Annotated in this window: 11 protein-coding genes; 2 read left to right on the top strand and 9 right to left on the bottom strand. The window is 74.1% G+C overall.

Annotated features, from left to right (window positions below; translation table 11 throughout):
• Window positions 1-109: 109 nt before the first annotated feature.
• From trxA to GPA02_RS05335, 6 genes are all read right to left on the bottom strand, one after another.
• On the bottom strand, window positions 110-436 hold the full coding sequence (trxA, locus tag GPA02_RS05310) for a thioredoxin (RefSeq protein WP_156198857.1): 327 nt from the start codon (window positions 434-436) through the stop codon (window positions 110-112).
• A gap of 22 nt (window positions 437-458) precedes the next feature.
• Window positions 459-1,436, bottom strand: a complete 978-nt coding sequence (gene trxB / locus GPA02_RS05315) for a thioredoxin-disulfide reductase (RefSeq protein WP_156198858.1) — start codon at window positions 1,434-1,436, stop codon at window positions 459-461.
• Window positions 1,437-1,659: 223 nt separating this feature from the next.
• Window positions 1,660-5,988 carry a murein biosynthesis integral membrane protein MurJ gene (murJ, locus tag GPA02_RS18995; RefSeq protein ID WP_193567837.1) on the bottom strand — a complete coding sequence of 1,443 codons (4,329 nt, stop codon included), beginning with the start codon at window positions 5,986-5,988 and terminating at the stop codon, window positions 1,660-1,662.
• A gap of 82 nt (window positions 5,989-6,070) precedes the next feature.
• On the bottom strand, window positions 6,071-8,194 hold the full coding sequence (locus GPA02_RS05325; RefSeq protein ID WP_156198859.1) for a DUF6049 family protein: 2,124 nt from the start codon (window positions 8,192-8,194) through the stop codon (window positions 6,071-6,073).
• The gene (locus GPA02_RS05330; protein WP_156198860.1) at window positions 8,195-8,710 is read right to left on the bottom strand and encodes an NUDIX hydrolase; all 516 of its coding nucleotides are present in this window, start codon (window positions 8,708-8,710) and stop codon (window positions 8,195-8,197) included.
• A 95-nt stretch (window positions 8,711-8,805) separates the two neighbouring features.
• Complete coding sequence (locus GPA02_RS05335; RefSeq protein ID WP_156198861.1) at window positions 8,806-10,149, bottom strand: GH1 family beta-glucosidase; 1,344 nt, start codon at window positions 10,147-10,149, stop codon at window positions 8,806-8,808.
• Between the two features lie 180 nt (window positions 10,150-10,329).
• Here GPA02_RS05335 and GPA02_RS05340 point away from each other — a divergent pair, with 180 nt between their 5' ends.
• Complete coding sequence (locus GPA02_RS05340; RefSeq protein ID WP_156198862.1) at window positions 10,330-11,802, top strand: CCA tRNA nucleotidyltransferase; 1,473 nt, start codon at window positions 10,330-10,332, stop codon at window positions 11,800-11,802.
• 44 nt (window positions 11,803-11,846) lie between these two features.
• On the opposite strand, the gene GPA02_RS05345 is transcribed toward GPA02_RS05340, so the two are convergent.
• The 3 genes from GPA02_RS05345 to GPA02_RS05355 all read right to left on the bottom strand — a co-directional run bounded on the left by GPA02_RS05345 (window position 11,847) and on the right by GPA02_RS05355 (window position 14,359).
• On the bottom strand, window positions 11,847-12,338 hold the full coding sequence (locus GPA02_RS05345) for an AAA family ATPase (protein WP_156198863.1): 492 nt from the start codon (window positions 12,336-12,338) through the stop codon (window positions 11,847-11,849).
• Between the two features lie 74 nt (window positions 12,339-12,412).
• The gene (locus tag GPA02_RS05350) at window positions 12,413-13,753 is read right to left on the bottom strand and encodes an MFS transporter (protein ID WP_156198864.1); all 1,341 of its coding nucleotides are present in this window, start codon (window positions 13,751-13,753) and stop codon (window positions 12,413-12,415) included.
• Between the two features lie 69 nt (window positions 13,754-13,822).
• On the bottom strand, window positions 13,823-14,359 hold the full coding sequence (locus tag GPA02_RS05355; RefSeq protein WP_156198865.1) for a helix-turn-helix domain-containing protein: 537 nt from the start codon (window positions 14,357-14,359) through the stop codon (window positions 13,823-13,825).
• Between the two features lie 107 nt (window positions 14,360-14,466).
• Here GPA02_RS05355 and GPA02_RS05360 point away from each other — a divergent pair, with 107 nt between their 5' ends.
• On the top strand, window positions 14,467-16,101 hold the full coding sequence (locus tag GPA02_RS05360) for an ABC transporter substrate-binding protein (protein ID WP_156198866.1): 1,635 nt from the start codon (window positions 14,467-14,469) through the stop codon (window positions 16,099-16,101).

Below are 16,101 nucleotides of genomic sequence, written 5' to 3' on the forward strand. Positions count from 1 at the left end.
GTGTCCCTCACCGCGCGGGGTGAGGGCGTCGCGCGGGGGTGTCGTGTCGCGCACGGGCACCGCCGGCACGGCGACGGCCGCCCACCAGGGGCGGCCGTCACGGGGCTCGTCAGGCCAGGAACTCGGCGATGTCCTCGAGGAACCGCTTCTTCGGACGCGCGCCGACCAGCGACTTCGCGACCTCGCCGTTGACGTAGACGTTGATCGTCGGGATCGAGATGACGCCGTAGCGCTGCATCGTCTCGGGGTTCTCGTCGGTGTTGAGCTTGACGACTCGGATCTTGTCCGCGTGGTCGGCCGCGACCTCCTCGAGGATCGGGGCGAACTGCAGGCACGGTCCGCACCAGGGCGCCCAGAAGTCGACGACGACAGGCCCCTCGGCCTTGAGGACGTCGTTCTCGAAGGTCTCGTCGGTGGTCTCGTGGAGTGTGCTCATCGTGCTCTCAGCCTCGCGGTGGTCAGGAGGGGACGCCGACGGCGACGTCCAGGGGCTCGCCGGCGTCCAGCGCGGCCAGGAAGCGCTCGGCGTCCAGCGCCGCGGCGCACCCGGTGCCCGCGGCGGTGATCGCCTGGCGGTAGTGGTGGTCGACGACGTCGCCGCACGCGAAGACGCCGGGCAGGTTGGTGCGCGTGGTCGGGTGGTCGACCTTGATGTACCCCTCGGGGTCCAGGTCGACCTGGCCGATGACCAGCTCCGTCCGCGGCACGTGGCCGATGGCGACGAACAGGCCCTCGGCGGGGTGCTCGCGGGTCTCGCCGGTGACGGTGTCGCGCAGCGTGACCGACTCGACCTTGGTCTCGCCGGTGATGCCGACGACCTCGGAGTTCCACGCGAACGAGACCTTCGGGTCGTTGAGGGCGCGGTCGGCCATGATCTTGGACGCGCGCAGCTGGTCGCGCCGGTGCGCGACGGTCACGGTCTTGCCGAAGCGCGTGAGGAACAGCGCCTCCTCCATCGCGGAGTCGCCCCCGCCGACGACGACGATGTCCTTGTCCTTGAAGAAGAACCCGTCGCACGTGGCGCACCAGGACACGCCACGGCCCGAGAGGCGCTTCTCGTCCGGCAGCCCGAGCTCCTTGTAGGCGGAGCCGGTCGCGAGGATGACGGCGCGGGCGCGGTAGGTCTCGTCGTCGGCGACGACGGTCTTGATGTCGCTGGTGAGCTCGACGGACTCGACGTCCTCGTAGCGCACGTCGGCGCCGAACCGCTCCGCCTGCTCCTGCAGCTTGGCCATGAGGTCAGGGCCGAGCACGCCGTCGGGGAAGCCCGGAAAGTTCTCGACGTCGGTCGTGTTCATCAGCGCACCGCCCGCGGTGACGGAGCCCGCGAAGACGATGGGCTCCAAACCCGCCCGGGCCGCGTAGATCGCGGCCGTGTATCCGGCTGGGCCGGAACCGATGATGATGAGGTCGTGCACGGTGTCGGTGCCGCTCAAGTTGTGCCTCCAGAAGTCTGCGCTGGTGCAACGCTACGACGTGTGCGGCTGTTCCCCGGCACGCTCGTGCGAGGCGCGCGTGTTCTCCGGGCATCGCGAGGCGAGGGCGAGCCCTGTGTCGAGGACGAGTGGTGCACCCCTCGTGGTCGACGCCCGGATCCGTACTCGTCGCTGAGACTCGTCATCGCCGCCCAGGCGTGTGGAGGGCAGCCGCCGACCGGGGTCAGCGCAGCGAGATCTCGGCGAGCTCGATGCGGTTGCGGCCGTCGCTGTCGGCGACCGGCAGCTCGGGGAACCACAGCGCGATCGTCTCCGCCTCGACGGGCTCGGAGAACGTGTAGGTGACGTCGGGGCCCATCGCGCCGGAGGCCAGCACCGGGCCCTGGTCCGGCGCGTCCGGGTCCGCGGCACGGATCTCGACCAGGCCGCCCTCGCCGCGCACGTCCAGCGTCACGCTGCTGACGAGCGCCGTCTCCTCGAGCACGACCGTGTACCCGATGCCGGGCTTCATGCCGTAGGTCGGGCTGTTGTAGCGCAGCGAGTTCCACGTCGTGTCGGGGTTGCCGTCGTAGGCGAGGTAGGCGTTGTCCTGGTTCTCGCCGCCGCTGACGCTCGGGTCGAACGTGACGCCCTCGGCGATCGGCACGTTCGCCGCGGCCGGCGGGCCGTCCTCGTTCTCGGGCTCCGCCGACGGCGGCGGCGGCGTCGTCGGCTCGACGACGACGGTCGTCGGCTCCTCCGCGGCCGGCGGGACCTCGCCCGGGTTCGGGCCGGGCGTGAAGGCGGTCGCCGCGTCGCGCAGCGTCAGCACCGACATCACCATCCCGAACACGACGAGCGCGATCATCACCGAGAGCACGATCGGTGCCGGGTTGAAGCGCGGCCGGCCGTCGTCGTCCTCCTCGACCGGACGGAACTCCTCGCGGACCTCGTTGACGTAGGCGCCCGCGCGGCCGGTCAGCGAGCCGAGGCGCTCCCCGGCACCGTGCAGCAGCTGCCGGGTCGAGCCCGTCACGCGCTCGCCGACCTCGTTGATCCGCCGGTTGGTGCCGCCCAGCCCGGTCGCGAACCGCGTCGCCGCTGCTCCCAGGCCCACCGCCGCCGCGGTGCCGGTGGCGCCGGCCGTGGGCAGCTCGGCCTCCTCGGCAGCAGCGATGTCCGCGGCCTCGGCGCGCTCGGTCCCGGTGCGCATCGCGGGCGAGGCGATCTCGTCGCGCTCCGGCGCCTCCGGCAGCCGCTCGGGGCCCGCGCCGCCGGGCACGTCCCAGCCGCTCGGGGACCGCGTGAGCAGCGGGAGCCCGGCCAGGATCTGGGCGGGCGAGAGCTCGGTCCGCGGCGCGGCGTCCGCGTCGGCGACCTCGGCGTCGGGCACGGCCGCCCCCGACAGGTCCGCCTCGGGACCGATCTGCGTCCCGGCCTCGACGGCGTCGGGCGCCTCGGGCTCGGCCGTCTCCGCGACCTCGGGCTCGACGACGACCGCCTCCGCGACCGCGGGCGCAGCCGTCTCCGGCTCGACGACCTCGGGCTCCACGCTCTCCGGCTCGGCGACCGCAGGCTCGGCGACCTCGGCCGCGGCGACCTCGGGCTCGCCGTCCTCGGCGACGGATCGTCCGTCCGCCGCTCCGGCGACCGCGCCCGCAGCGGCGACGGCAGCACCTGCGGCGGCAGCGGCGCCGGCCTCGGCCGGCGGGGTGGCTGCGGGCAGCGGCACGGTCACACCAGGGCGAGGCGCCCGGAGCGGGCTCGCGTGGTGCGGGCGGGTGCGGACCGCCGGGATGGTCCCGGTGTCGGTGACCAGGTCGGCGAACGGCGTCGGCTCGGCGAGCGTGGGCAGCGGGTGCGGCGCCCAGCCGGAGGTGTCGATCGAGTGGACCGCGGTCTGCTCGAGGTCGTCGTCGGGCTCCGCGGTGTCGACGACCCCGCCGGCCGCCGGCGCCAGGGGCACGACGGCGTCGAGGCTCGGCGGCAGCACGGGCGGAAGCGGCCCCGCGGGCGCGTCGACCTCGATCGCGCCCCACGGCGCGAGGTCGGCGACGAGCTCGCCGGGCGTGAACGGCCCGTCGTCGTGCTCGCCGAGCGTGACGGCGCAGAGCGTGTCCAGGTCGTTGGGGACGTTGGCGACGAGGTCGCCGACCGGCACCGCCGTGGTGCCGTGCGTCGGGGCGACCGGCAGGCCGTCGGCGAGGTCGTCGGGCCCGGGCCACGCGCCGGTGAGCGCAGCGTAGAGCAGTCGCACGAGACCGACGGCGTCTTCACGGGCGGCGGCGCGCGCGTCACCGCGCTCGATGCCTCGCACCGCGGCCTCGGTGCCGAGCCCGAGCACGCGCACCGACCCGTCGTCGGTGCGCAGCAGGGCCGCGGGGCGCAGCGCGAGGTGGTGCACACCGCGGCGCCGCGCCGTCTCGAGCGCGGCGGCGGCCTCGCCCACCAGGGCGCGCGCCTGCGAGGGCGGCAGCGGGCCGGAGCGCACCAGCTCGGCGAGCGTGACGCCCGGCGTCTCCTCGGTGACGACGTAGCCCTGGTCGCCCTCCACCCCGGCACGGAGCACCCTGGGCAGCCGCGGGTCGCCGATGAGGGCCGCGCGGCGGGTGGCGTCGACGGCGTGGTCGCGCTGGGGGCCGTCGAGCAGGACCACGCGCACGGGCTCGGTGAGCGTCGTGTCGGTGGCCGCCCACGCCGTCGCGTGCGGGACCCGCGCGCTCACGGGGTGCTCGAGGCGGTACCGGCCGGCGACGAGGTCACCGGCATGCAGCGACGTCGCGGAGCCCGTCGTCGTCACGCGACGTTCACCACCCCTCACAGATCCGCCCCCGGACTCGGCCATGGTACGCGGCAGGCGTGCTCGCACAGGGGCAGGAAGGCGCGACGTCAGGAGCGACAGCGGGCGCAGCAGCCGGCCCAGCAGCTCGTCGAGCTCGGCGACCCGCAGCGCCCGGATGAGCAGCAGGTAGGAGACGAGCATCGCGCCGCCGAGCACCACCACCCGCAGCAGCGCGCCGACGAAGGAGGTCTCGACACCCCACAGGTGCAGCAGCGCCCAGCCGCCCAGCGCCGTCGGGATCGTCGCGAGCAGCACACGCAGGTGGGTGCGCAGCACGCGAGGGCCGTCGAGGCTCGGCAGGTACTTGCGGGTCGCGAGGTAGCCGACGGTCGCACCGACCGTGTTGGACAGCGTGGTCGCGGCACCGGTCCCGACCACCCACCACTGCGGCTCGAGCAGCCACCACGACAACGCCGAGCCGGCGGCGAGGATCGCAGCCATCGGCACCTGGATCCGGAACAGCGTGCGGGTGTCCTCGTAGGCGTAGAAGACCCGCTGGACCATCGTCCAGACGCCGATGGAGACCAGCCCGAGGGACATCGCGACCAGGACCGCGCCGACCGCGCGGTAGGACACGAAGTCGGCGCGGTCGAGCAGCACCACCTGCACCAGCGGGATCGCCAGCACCGCGAACGCCGCGGTGGCGAACACCGTGAACACCGCCAGCGTGCGCAGCCCGCGGGAGAGGTCCTCGCGCACCTTGGCGCCGTCGCGCGCGGCGGCACTGGTCGACAGCCGCGTGAACAGCGCCGTCACCAGCGACACCGTCACCAGCGACTGCGGCAGCATGAAGATCAGGAAGGCGTTGTCGTAGGCGAAGTTGCCCGCGTAGTCGCGCGCGCTCGCAGCGGCCGCGACGTTGGAGACCGCCAGGAACCCGAGCTGCCCGACGGCGAGCGCCGCGAACGCCCACAGCGCCACCGAGCTGGCCTTGCCGAGGCCGTGCCCGCGCAGGCCCCACACCGGGCGGAACCGGAACCCGCTGCGGTACAGCGGCACGACGAGCACGAGCGCCTGCGCGACCACACCGAGCGTCGCGGTGCCCGCGAGCAGCGTGATCCGGTCCGCCGTCCACGCCCCGGCCGGCAGACCGCCGTCGGGCAGGCCGCCGAACATGACGAGGAAGGCGACGAGACCGGCGATCGCGACGACGTTGTTGACGGCGGGCGCCCACATGTACGGGCCGAAGATGCTGCGCGCGTTGAGCACCTGCCCGAGCAGCGTGTAGAGCCCGTAGAAGAACAGCTGCGGGATGCACCAGTAGGCGAGCGCGACCGCGACCGCCTTCCACTCGGCCGGGAAGGCGCCCGCGTACAGGCTGATGAGCAGGGCCGCCGCGGCGGTGAGCACGACCGTGATGCCGAGCAGCACCGCGATCGCGACCGTCAGCAGCCGGTTGACGTGCTCCTCGCCGCCGTCGGGGCGGCGCATCGCGCGCACGACCTGCGGCACGAGGACCGCGTTGAGGATGCCGCCCGCCAGCAGCATCGAGATGATGTTCGGGAGCTTGTTGGCCACCGACCAGGAGTCGGCCATGCTGCCGCCCGCGTCGCCGAGCGCGACGACGCCGACGACCGCGACGAGCAGCGCGTTGCGCAGCAGCCCGAGCACGCGCGAGACGAGGGTGCCGCTGGCCATCACCGCCGCGGAGCTGGCGAGCGTGCGTCGGGGTGCCGACGGCGTCGCCGCAGCGTCCCCCGTCGGGGCGCTGTGCTCCAGCCGCGCGGTCATGCCCTGCTGCCCCCTCCCGGCGTGGGTGGCCCGGTGCGGCCGTCCCCACGTCCCTGATGTGTGCTCAGGTCGTTCGTCGCCCTCATTCTGCGGCAGCCCTGCGCCCGCCGCGACGAATCGTGCGGATCAGACCGATGACGAAGGCCACGACGAGCAGCCCGGCGACCACGCCGGTGCCGATGTTCTCCCACTCGGCGCGCACGTTGATGACGAAGCTCGCGGGCGGTGCCAGGTCGGGGCCGCCGGCGCCTGGCAGCACGCGCACGTCGACGGTGACGTTGCCGTTGGCGACGGCGGTGACCGGGATGCGCACCGTCGTCGACCCCTGCGGCGCGAGCACCACCTCGGGCACCTCCCGCACCTGCAGCACGGTGCCGGCGGGCGCGAGCTCGACGAGCACGGTCGCCTCGACCGGCAGGTCGTTGGTGATCGTCACCGGGACGTTGCCGGCGTCGTTGATGAGGAGGACGTCGCTGCCCGCCTCGACGCGGATGCCGTCGCCCAGGGCCGCCACGGCGGTGCCGGTCGTCGCGAGCAGCTCCCCGCGCAGCCCTGGGGTGAGGGCCGCGGAGAGCGGGGTGAGCAGCAGCGGCGTGTAGACGTCGGTGACCCGGTAGCCAGCGGCGTCGGCGTAGGCGGCGACGACCTCGCGGTCCTCGAGCAGCCCGGTCACCTCGGCCGGGGAGATCGCGGTCGGGTTCTCGACGGCGTCGGGGACCTCGAGGCTCAGGCCGGACGGCGTCGTGCGCGCCAGGAGGCCGGCGACGTCGGTCGGCTGCAGCCACGGTGCGTCGAGGAGGGCGGCGACGCGGTCGGCGAGCCCGGCGAGGTCACCGGTCCCGATGTCGCGCGGCAGCGCTGCGAGCAGGCCGCCGGAGCCCTGCGGGATCGCGCGCGCGAGCACCGCGGACAGTGCGAGCGCCTCCTGGCGGTCGGTGTCGCCGGTGCCGGCGGTCGCCACCAGCATCGTGCCGAGCTGGGCGTCGGCGAGCAGCACGTCGAGCGGGCCACGGGCGGTCGAGACGCTCGCCCGCGCACCGGTGGTGACGGCCGAGGTGACGTCGGCGGCGTCGAGCACGACGGCGTCGGCGCCCTCGCCGACCAGCGTGCCGAGCGCGTCGGTCGTGACGCGCCCGGGCGGCCAGACGACGTCGGTCACCGTGAGGCCGGCGTCCTGGAGCAGGTCGGCGCCGTGCTCGACGCCGTCGCGCCAGAGATCGTCGCCGCTCGTCGCGGTGAGCGCGGTGACGTCGGCGTCGGCGTAGCCGAGAGCGACGACGCCCGTGCGGCCCGCGGCAGCCACGATCGCGTCGACCAGCGCCGCCCGGGTGGGTGCCGGCGGCGCCTCCTCGCCGTCGTCCGAGTCCGCGGTCTCGCCGGTGGGGTCGGTCGCGGCCTCGGTACCGGTCACGTCGGTCGAGGGCGGCTCGTCGGCGGACGTCGCGAGGTCGGGCGCGCGGCCGGGAGCGGCGGTCTCCAGCAGTGCGGGGTCGACGGCAAGGGTCACCTGCGGCCCAACGGCGTCGAGCACCTCGAGCAGCCGCGGCGCCGCCACCTCGCCGACCGGGACCTGCTGGGCGACGGCGTCCGCCCACTCACCGGCGGTCGGGGTGAGCGGGAGCAGCACCGTGAGACCGGTGGGCTCCTCCAGGGGCGGGTCGGTCGGGTACCACAGCAGCGCGGTGCGCGCCTCGTCGGCGAGGCCGCCGCTGCTGACCTGGATCGCGACGCCGCGCGGCCCCCAGGCGGAGAACTGGTCGAACGTGCCGTCGGTGGGGATCGTGACCGTGAACGGCACCGAGGCGCCCGCGGCCACCGGGTCCTCCAGGGTGGTCAGCGACAGCGTGGTGACGTTGAGGGTCGAGGTGCCGTCGAGCCACTGCGCGAGCGCGTCGGTCGACGCCGGCACGTGCCGCTGCATGACCAGCCGCACCGCGGGCGCGGGGATCTCGTCGTCGCTCGTGTTCTCGATGCGACCGCTGATCGTCAGCTCGTCACCCGTGCGCAGCACCGCGGGGGCGACGGTGGCGATCTCGACGACGAGGTCGCCGTCGTCGGCGTGCGCAGGCGGGTCGACGCCCGCCAGGCCGATCACGCCGACCAGCGCGACGAGGGTCGCGAGCAGCGCCCGCGCCCGTCGGCGGGCGCGGCCGTGCCGGACCGCGAGGGGTCGCGCGGTCGCGGTGCCCCCCGTTCGCGTGCGCACTCAGGTCCTCCCGATGAGGACGTCGCGCGCCGTGGCGACGACGCGCCGCTCGTTCGGGTACGCCAGTCGGCTCGCGACCTCGTCGAGCGGCACCCACGCGACGTCCTCGGCCTCCTGGTCGGGGTCGTTCTCGATGGTGAGCTCGCCGCCGGTGGCGCGCAGCAGGTAGTGGTGCACCACCTTGTGCACACGTCGGTCGGTGCCCGCGAACCAGTAGTCGATCGTGGCGAGGTGGCGCAGCACCACCCCGTGGATCCCGGTCTCCTCGGCGATCTCGCGGACCGCGGCCTCCTCGGCGGTCTCGTCGCCCTCGAGGTGGCCCTTGGGCAGGCACCACTCGAGCCGGCCCGCGCGGTTGCGTCGCGCGATCACCGCCGTGATCGCCCGGCCGTCGACGACGTCGACGACGAGACCGCCCGCCGAGGTCTCGTCCACCACGGGCAGCGGCTGCGGGTGCAGCCTGCGCGGTGGCGGCGTCGGCACCGGCCTCGAGGGCGGTGTCGGGACGGCGGACATGCTGACACCTTAGGAGGTTCCGCGCAGCACGCCGCCGCGACGCACGCGGTCGGCCGTCCCCCGGCCGGGGCCCTCGCGGCGGCCCGGGCGCGGGCTCAGCGCAGCGACCGGGCGAGCTCGCGGTACCAGGTGTAGGAGGTCCGGGGCGTGCGTCGCTGGGTGCGCTCGTCGACGTGCACGAGCCCGAACCGCGGGCCGAACCCCTCGGCCCACTCCCAGTTGTCGAGCAGCGACCAGGTCCAGTAGCCCCGCACGTCCACGCCCTCGGCGACCGCGTCGACGACGGCGCGGAGGTGGCTCTGGAGGTAGTCGACACGGAAGGTGTCGTCGAGCGCGGCGTGGGCGCAGCCGTTCTCGGTGACGTGGACCGGCGGCAGGTCGTAGGTGCGCGCAAGGCCGACGAGCACCTCGCGCAGCCCGTCCGGCACCACCGGCCAGCCCATGTCGGTGCGCGGGTAGCCCTCGACGTCGTGGATCGAGAGGGGCACCTGCGACGCGGCGTCGTCGTCGAAGCCCTCGGCGCGGCCGCTGGCGGAGACGTGCCCGGGCCGGCCCACGCGCGTGGGGTTGTAGTAGTTGACGCCGTAGAAGTCGAGAGGCGCCGCGATCGTCTCCAGGTCGCCCGGCTGCACCGGGACGAGCTCGGCGACGAGGTCGGGGTAGCGGCCCGCGAGCACCGGCGCGGCGACCGAGCCGTTGTGGATCGCGTCGTAGAGCGCGGCGGCCGCGAGATCCTCCTCGGTCTCGGCGACGGGCCACACCGGCGCGTGGTTGTTGGCGGTGCCGACCGCGGCGGCCCCGGCGCCGCGCAGCACCTCGACGGCGCGGCCGTGACCGAGCAGGAGGTGGTGCACGACGGCGAGCGCCCCGAACAGCAGCCGCTCGCCGGGCGCGTGGACGCCGAGCGCGTGCCCGGACAGCGCGTGCACGTTCGGCTCGTTGACCGGGCACCAGTAGGCGACGCGGTCGGCGAGCCGCGCCGTGACCGCCTCGGTGTAGGCGGCGAACGCGTCCACGGTCTCGCGGGCGAGCCAGCCGCCACGGTCCTGCAGCGGCTGCGGGAGGTCCCAGTGGTAGAGCGTCGCCATCGGTGCGATCTCGGCGGCCAGCAGCCGGTCGACCAGCCGGTCGTAGAAGTCCAGACCGGCGGCGTTGACGGCGTCGGGCGACGTGCCGCCGTCGGGCACCACGCGCGGCCACGCGATCGAGAACCGGTAGCCGCCCAGGCCGAGGTCGGCCATGAGTGCGACGTCCTCCTCGACGCGGTGGTAGTGGTCGCACGCGACGTCGGCGGTGCTGCCGTCGGCGATGCGGCCGGGCTGCGCGGCGAAGGTGTCCCAGATGCTCGGGCCGCGGCCGTCGGCGCGCACCGCGCCCTCGATCTGCTGCGCGGACGTGCTCGCGCCGAGCACGAAGCCCTCGGGCAGCGCGATGGACATGGCGGCCTCCCGTCCGTCGACCGGGTCGGGGTCGACGCGTCACAGAACCGTATTCGGTTTTCACCGTCCGGTCCGGGAGTGCCGCGCCCGCAGCGGGCGGCAGCGCAACCGGTCCGCGCCGGCGGTCGCTCATGACCTTGCGCACACCGCAGGCAGCCGCGCCGTCCGGTCGGGCCGTCCATGGCACCCTATGAGGCTGTGCCCGCCGTCCTTGGAAACCCCGACCCCGCCCTGCTGAGGCGCGCGCTCGGCGTGCTCTCGCAGTACGCCCCCGAGGCGATCGCGCTGGGGCAGCGGTTCGCCGACGCCGGGCACGAGCTGGCGCTGGTCGGCGGCCCGGTGCGCGACGCGTTCCTGGGCAAGGCCGGCGTCGACCTCGACTTCGCGACGTCGGCCCGACCCGAGGAGACCGAGCGGATCCTCGCCGCCTGGGGGCAGGCGACGTGGGACATGGGCCGGGAGTTCGGGACGATCGGTGCCCGCAAGGGCGACGTCGTCGCGGAGGTGACGACCTACCGCTCCGACACCTACGACCCGACGTCCCGCAAGCCCGAGGTCGCCTACGGCGACTCTCTCGACGGCGACCTGTCGCGCCGCGACTTCACCGTCAACGCGATGGCCGTGCGGCTGCCGGACCTGACGTTCGTCGACCCGTTCGGGGGGCTGGCCGACCTCGCCGCGAAGGTGCTGCGCACGCCGGTGGATCCCGAGCAGTCGTTCGCCGACGACCCGCTGCGGATGATGCGGGCCGCGCGGTTCACCGCCCAGCTCGGGTTCGAGGTCGAGGAGCGCACGCTCGCCGCGATGTCGGTGATGGCTCAGCGGCTCGAGATCGTCTCGGCCGAGCGGGTGCAGGGCGAGCTCGTGCGGCTGCTGCTCGCGCCCCGACCCCGCGCCGGGCTGGAGCTGATGACCTGGACCGGGCTGGCCGACGTCGTGCTGCCCGAGCTGCCCGGGCTGCAGCTGACGATCGACGAGCACCACCGCCACAAGGACGTCTACGAGCACACCCTCACCGTGCTCGACCAGGCGATCGCGCTCGAGACCGGCCCCGACGGGCCGGTGCCCGGCCCGGACCTCGTGCTGCGGCTCGCGGCGCTGCTGCACGACATCGGCAAGCCCGCGACGCGGCGGCTGGAGCCGGGCGGCGGCGTCAGCTTCCACCACCACGAGGTGGTCGGCGCGAAGATGGCGCGCAAGCGGTTGCGCGAGCTCCGCTTCGACAAGGCGACGATCGAGGCGGTCTCCAAGCTGGTGTTCCTGCACCTGCGGTTCCACGGCTACGGCGAGGCGGCCTGGACCGACTCCGCGGTGCGGCGCTACGTCACCGACGCCGGTGACCAGCTCGAGCGACTGCACCGCCTCACCCGCGCGGACTGCACCACCCGCAACCAGCGCAAGGCCGCGCGGCTGTCGCACGCCTACGACGACCTGGAGCGCCGCATCGCCGAGCTCGCCGAGCAGGAGGAGCTCAAGGCGATCCGCCCGGACCTCGACGGCACCCAGATCATGGAGATCCTGGGCATCCCGCCCGGGCGCGACGTCGGCGCGGCCTACAAGCACCTGCTCGCCCTCCGGATGGAGCACGGCCCGCTCGGCGAGGACCGCGCTCGCGAGGAGCTCCTCGCCTGGTGGGCCGCCCGCCAGACCTGAGGGCAGAGGGCTGCGGTCCCGGTCGGCTCAGCCCAGCCAGCCGGTCAGTGCGAGGACCTCCTCGACGGACTCGGCGAGCGAGGGGGGTGGGTGGCGACCTGGATGCCGCGGATGCGCTCGTGGTCGTCGCGCGAGTGGTAGGCGTCGACCCAGGCGTGCAGCGCCGCGGCCCACTCGGGTGTGGGCTCCCGCGCGGTGAGCCGCTCCTTGAGGACCTCGACGGGCGCCGTCGTCTCGCAGATCGTCACGCGCGCGCCGGGCACGGCGGCGCGGACGAGGTCGACCTCCTCGACGTCGTTGACGACCATCGGGACGATCAGCCTGCTGTCGGGTGCCGCGGCGAGGTAGTTCGGCCAGACGGCGCGCAGGTTCTCGCGCGCGAATGACGGACCGGGGTGGGGGTGCACGAGGCTCCGCTCGTCCATGTCGACGACGCCGTGCGGCACGTCGGCCGCCCGCAGCGCCTCGGCGAGGGCACGTGTGAGCGTGCTCTTGCCGCACCCGGGCGACCCGTGCAGCACCAGCACCTCTGCCATGGCAGCCATTGTGGGCCCGGGGTCCAGCGAGTTCTCGCGGCGCCGGCATCGCGCGCGACCGCGCGACGAGGCGGTCAGGCGGTGTCGGGCGTCGCGTCGGGCACCGACACGTCGCGGGGGGTGTCGGCGACCCGGCGGGCCGCGGTGCGGTAGCCGAGGGCCACCAGCAGGTACACCGCAGCCAGCGCGAGGAACACCAGCGCGGACCAGCCCTCGTTCGGCAGCACGGCGGCGGCGAGGGCGGCGGCACCGGCGAACGCGGCGTTGTAGAGCATGTCGTAGAGCGAGAACGCGCGGCCGCGGTAGGCGTCGTGGGTGTCGCGCTGCACGATCGTGTCGACGGCGATCTTGGCGCCCTGCACGCTCAGCCCCAGCAGGAACGCCGACACCGCGATCACGGCCCACGCCGGCGTGACCGCGAGCAGCGCCTGGCTCGCGGCGCCCACCACCAGGCACACGATGATCCACTGCGACGGCCGCAGCCGCTCGTGCGCGAACGGCGTCAGCAGGATGCCGGCGCCGTTGCCCGCGAACGAGATCCCGGCCAGCAGGCCGAACGTCGCGAGACCCGCACCGGCGTTCGCCGGGTCGTTGAGCAGGTTGCGCGAGATGAGGATGAGCGCGATGAAGTTGACGCCGTAGAGGAACCGGTGGATCGCCATCACGCCCAGGCCTAGGCCGGGGGTGCGCCGCGCGAGGAGGTAACGGGCGCCGTCGACCATGTCCGCGGCGGAGGCGCGCAGGTCGCGCCCGACCTCGGCCCAGCTGCGGCCACGGCCGGTGGCGGCGCTCTCCGGCCCGAGCCGGTCCTTCGTGAGCCGCAGCGCGAGCGCCGACGCGCACCCGAACAGCGCCGCGGCCAGGGTCAGCGTCAGCCCGTCCTTCATCACACCCGCCGGCGACACCAGGCCGACGAGGAACCCCAGGCCCGCACCCGCGACGGCGCTCACCGCGCCCAGCGTCGGCGTCAGCGCGTTCGCGATGAGCAGCTGCTCGCGCGGCACCACCCGCGGCAGGCCCGCCGAGAGCGCGGCCAGCAGGAACCGGTTGACGCCCAGCGTGACCAGCGCGAGCACGTAGATCGCCACGGTCACGCCCTGGGTCACCATGATCGCGGCGATCGCCAGCGTCAGCAGCACCCGCACCGCGTTGCCGAGCAGCAGCACCTGGCGGCGCCGCCAGCGGTCCAGCAGCGGCCCCGCGAACGGCGCCACGACCGTGAACGGCAGCAGCAGCACCGCGAACGCGCCCGCGACCGCACCCGCCGTCGCCATGTTCTCGGGGCTGAAGAAGAACAGCGTGGCCAGCCCGGCCTGGAACATGCCGTCGCCGCACTGCGACACCAGCCGCACGGCGAAGAGCTTGCGGAAGTCGCGGTGGACCGCGACGGTGCGCAGGTCGGACAGGACGGACATCGGAAGCAGGCTACGGGAGCGCGGGGACGCGGCTCCTCCTGCATCCGCACCGCGCGGGTCGCGGCGTCGTCAGGGCATCGGGGGCGTGACTGCGAGGAGGATGACGGCGTCGACGTCGCCGTCGTTGCGGAACAGGTGCGGCAGCCGGGAGTCGAACGTGACCGCCTCGCCCGCGGCGACGGCGTGGTCGACGCCCCCGATCTCCGCGACGATCGCGCCCTCGACGACGTAGACGCACTCGGAGGAGGCGTGGCCGCGGGCCTCGGCGGCGCTCGCGTCACCGGGTCGCAGCACGCCGCGCAACATCTCGAAGTTGCCGCGCCCCGAGGTCAGCCGCTCGTAGGTGAGCAGACCCGCCGGCGCCTGCATGAGCAGCCGCTCGCCGGGGCGCGACAGGTGCACCTCGGGCGCGTCCGGCTCTCGGAAGAGGTCGGCGAGGTCGGAGTCGAACACCTTCGCCAGCCGCCGCAGCGTCTCGATGCTCGGGTCGGTCCGCCCGTTCTCCAGCTGCGACAGCAGCCCGGCGGAGAGGCCGGTCTCGTCAGCGAGCTGGCGCAGCGTCAGCCCCCGCGCGGCACGCAGGTCGCGCAGTCGGTCCCCCAGCACGGCGCACCCCCTCGTGTTTGGTGTTCGTCAACTTGTTCAGCAAGGCTATACATTGCTGCCATCCAACGGTCCCACCCTCGCCTTCGAGGCTCGTGGAAGGAGACCCCATGAGGGGTTCGGCATCGCGGCGCGTGCGCGTCGCTGGAGCGCTCGCCGTCGCGGCGGCGCTGACGATCGCGGGCTGCACGGCCGGCGGCGGCGGGGGAGGCGGTGGCGGCGCCACCGGCGGCGGTGACGAGACCGGCGGCCAGGGCGGCACGCTCACGGTCAGCACGTCCTTCGTCGTCAACCACCTCGACCCCGCGCAGGTGTACGAGGCGACCGGCAACCTCGTCGTGCACGCGATGTACGACACGCTCACCACCTTCGAGGGCGACGACGTCACGACCCCGGTCGGCCTCCTCGCCGAGTCGTGGGAGTCGAACGACGACGCCACCGAGTTCACCTTCCAGCTGCGCGACGACGCCACCTTCGCCGACGGCAGCCCGGTGACCGCCGAGGACGTGGTCTTCAGCCTCAACCGGCTGGTCAACCTCAAGGGCAGCCCGTCGGTGATCGTCGAGGGCTTCGCGGCGAGCACGCCGTCCGAGGGCGTCGTCGTCGTCACCACCGAGGCGCCGAACCCGAGCGTCCCGACCATCCTCGCGATGCCGTCGACCGGCATCATCGACGCCGAGGCCGCCCAGGCCGAGGGCGCGACCGACGCCGAGGACGCGGCCGCTGCCGACGGCGCCACGGCGTTCCTCGACGGCACCTCGCTCGGATCCGGGCCGTACGTGCTGGAGTCCTTCGACCCGGCGTCGGAGATCGTGCTGACCGCGAACCAGGACTACTGGGGCGGGCAGCCGGGCTACCAGCGCATCGTCGTCACCAACACCGAGACCGAGACCCAGAAGCTGACGATGCAGCGGGCCGAGGCCGCGCAGCTCGCGCTCGACCTGTCCGGCCGGCTCCTTGAGGGGCTGCCGGAGACGCTGCAGGTCACGGGCAACCAGGACACGTTCTACTTCGTCTCCTTCCACCAGGACCCGGAGATCTCCGAGGTCACCTCGAACCTCGACTTCGTGCGTGCGGTGCGCGCCTCGATGGACTACGAGGGCATCGCGGCGCTGTTCGGCTCCGAGGCGCTGCCGGCCGGCGGCATGGTGCCGACCGCGTTCGCCGGTGCGCTGCCCGCGGAGGAGGCGCAGACGCAGGACCTCGACGCCGCGGCCGACTACCTGGCCGCCTCCGGCATCGAGGACCCGACCGTCAGCCTCATGTACCCGGCGATCACCTACCAGGGCGTCGACCTCGGCACGATCGCGACCAAGATCCAGAACGACGCCGCGCAGGCCGGCATCACGATCGAGCTCGACCCGCAGCCGATCGCGTCGTTCCTCGAGGCGCAGACCGAGGGCCGGGTGCCGTTCCGGTTCAGCCCGCAGTCGCTCAACTACCCGGTGGCGTCGTCGCTCGTGAACAACTTCGCCCCGGGCCAGCCCTCGGCGATGCGCGTCGACTGGAGCGAGGAGCGCGCCACCCCGGAGATGATCGCGGCGGGCGAGGCGGTCATGGCCGCCACCGACGCGGACGAGCAGGCGGCGGCGATGCAGGAGTGGCAGCGGCTGCTCAACGAGCAGAGCCCCTACATCGCGCTCGCGTTCAACTCCGGCACCGTCGTCGCGACGCCCGACGTCGCGGGCGCCGTCTACTCCCCGGCCGGCTGGCTCGTCGACCTGCGGGCGGTCGCGCCGCAGTGA

Origin of the sequence: Actinotalea caeni (assembly GCF_009733795.1) — a bacterium.
GTDB classification, from domain to species: domain Bacteria; phylum Actinomycetota; class Actinomycetes; order Actinomycetales; family Beutenbergiaceae; genus Pseudactinotalea; species Pseudactinotalea caeni.

Coding starts and splice junctions, on each gene's coding strand:
- GPA02_RS05340 (WP_156198862.1), top strand. CDS start 10,330: ATGGCACCCTATGAGGCTGTGCCCGCCGTCCTTGGAAACCCCGACCCC.
- GPA02_RS05330 (WP_156198860.1), bottom strand. CDS start 8,710: ATGTCCGCCGTCCCGACACCGCCCTCGAGGCCGGTGCCGACGCCGCCA.
- GPA02_RS05345 (WP_156198863.1), bottom strand. CDS start 12,338: ATGGCAGAGGTGCTGGTGCTGCACGGGTCGCCCGGGTGCGGCAAGAGC.
- trxA (WP_156198857.1), bottom strand. CDS start 436: ATGAGCACACTCCACGAGACCACCGACGAGACCTTCGAGAACGACGTC.
- GPA02_RS05360 (WP_156198866.1), top strand. CDS start 14,467: ATGAGGGGTTCGGCATCGCGGCGCGTGCGCGTCGCTGGAGCGCTCGCC.
- murJ (WP_193567837.1), bottom strand. CDS start 5,988: ATGACCGCGCGGCTGGAGCACAGCGCCCCGACGGGGGACGCTGCGGCG.
- GPA02_RS05350 (WP_156198864.1), bottom strand. CDS start 13,753: ATGTCCGTCCTGTCCGACCTGCGCACCGTCGCGGTCCACCGCGACTTC.
- GPA02_RS05335 (WP_156198861.1), bottom strand. CDS start 10,149: ATGTCCATCGCGCTGCCCGAGGGCTTCGTGCTCGGCGCGAGCACGTCC.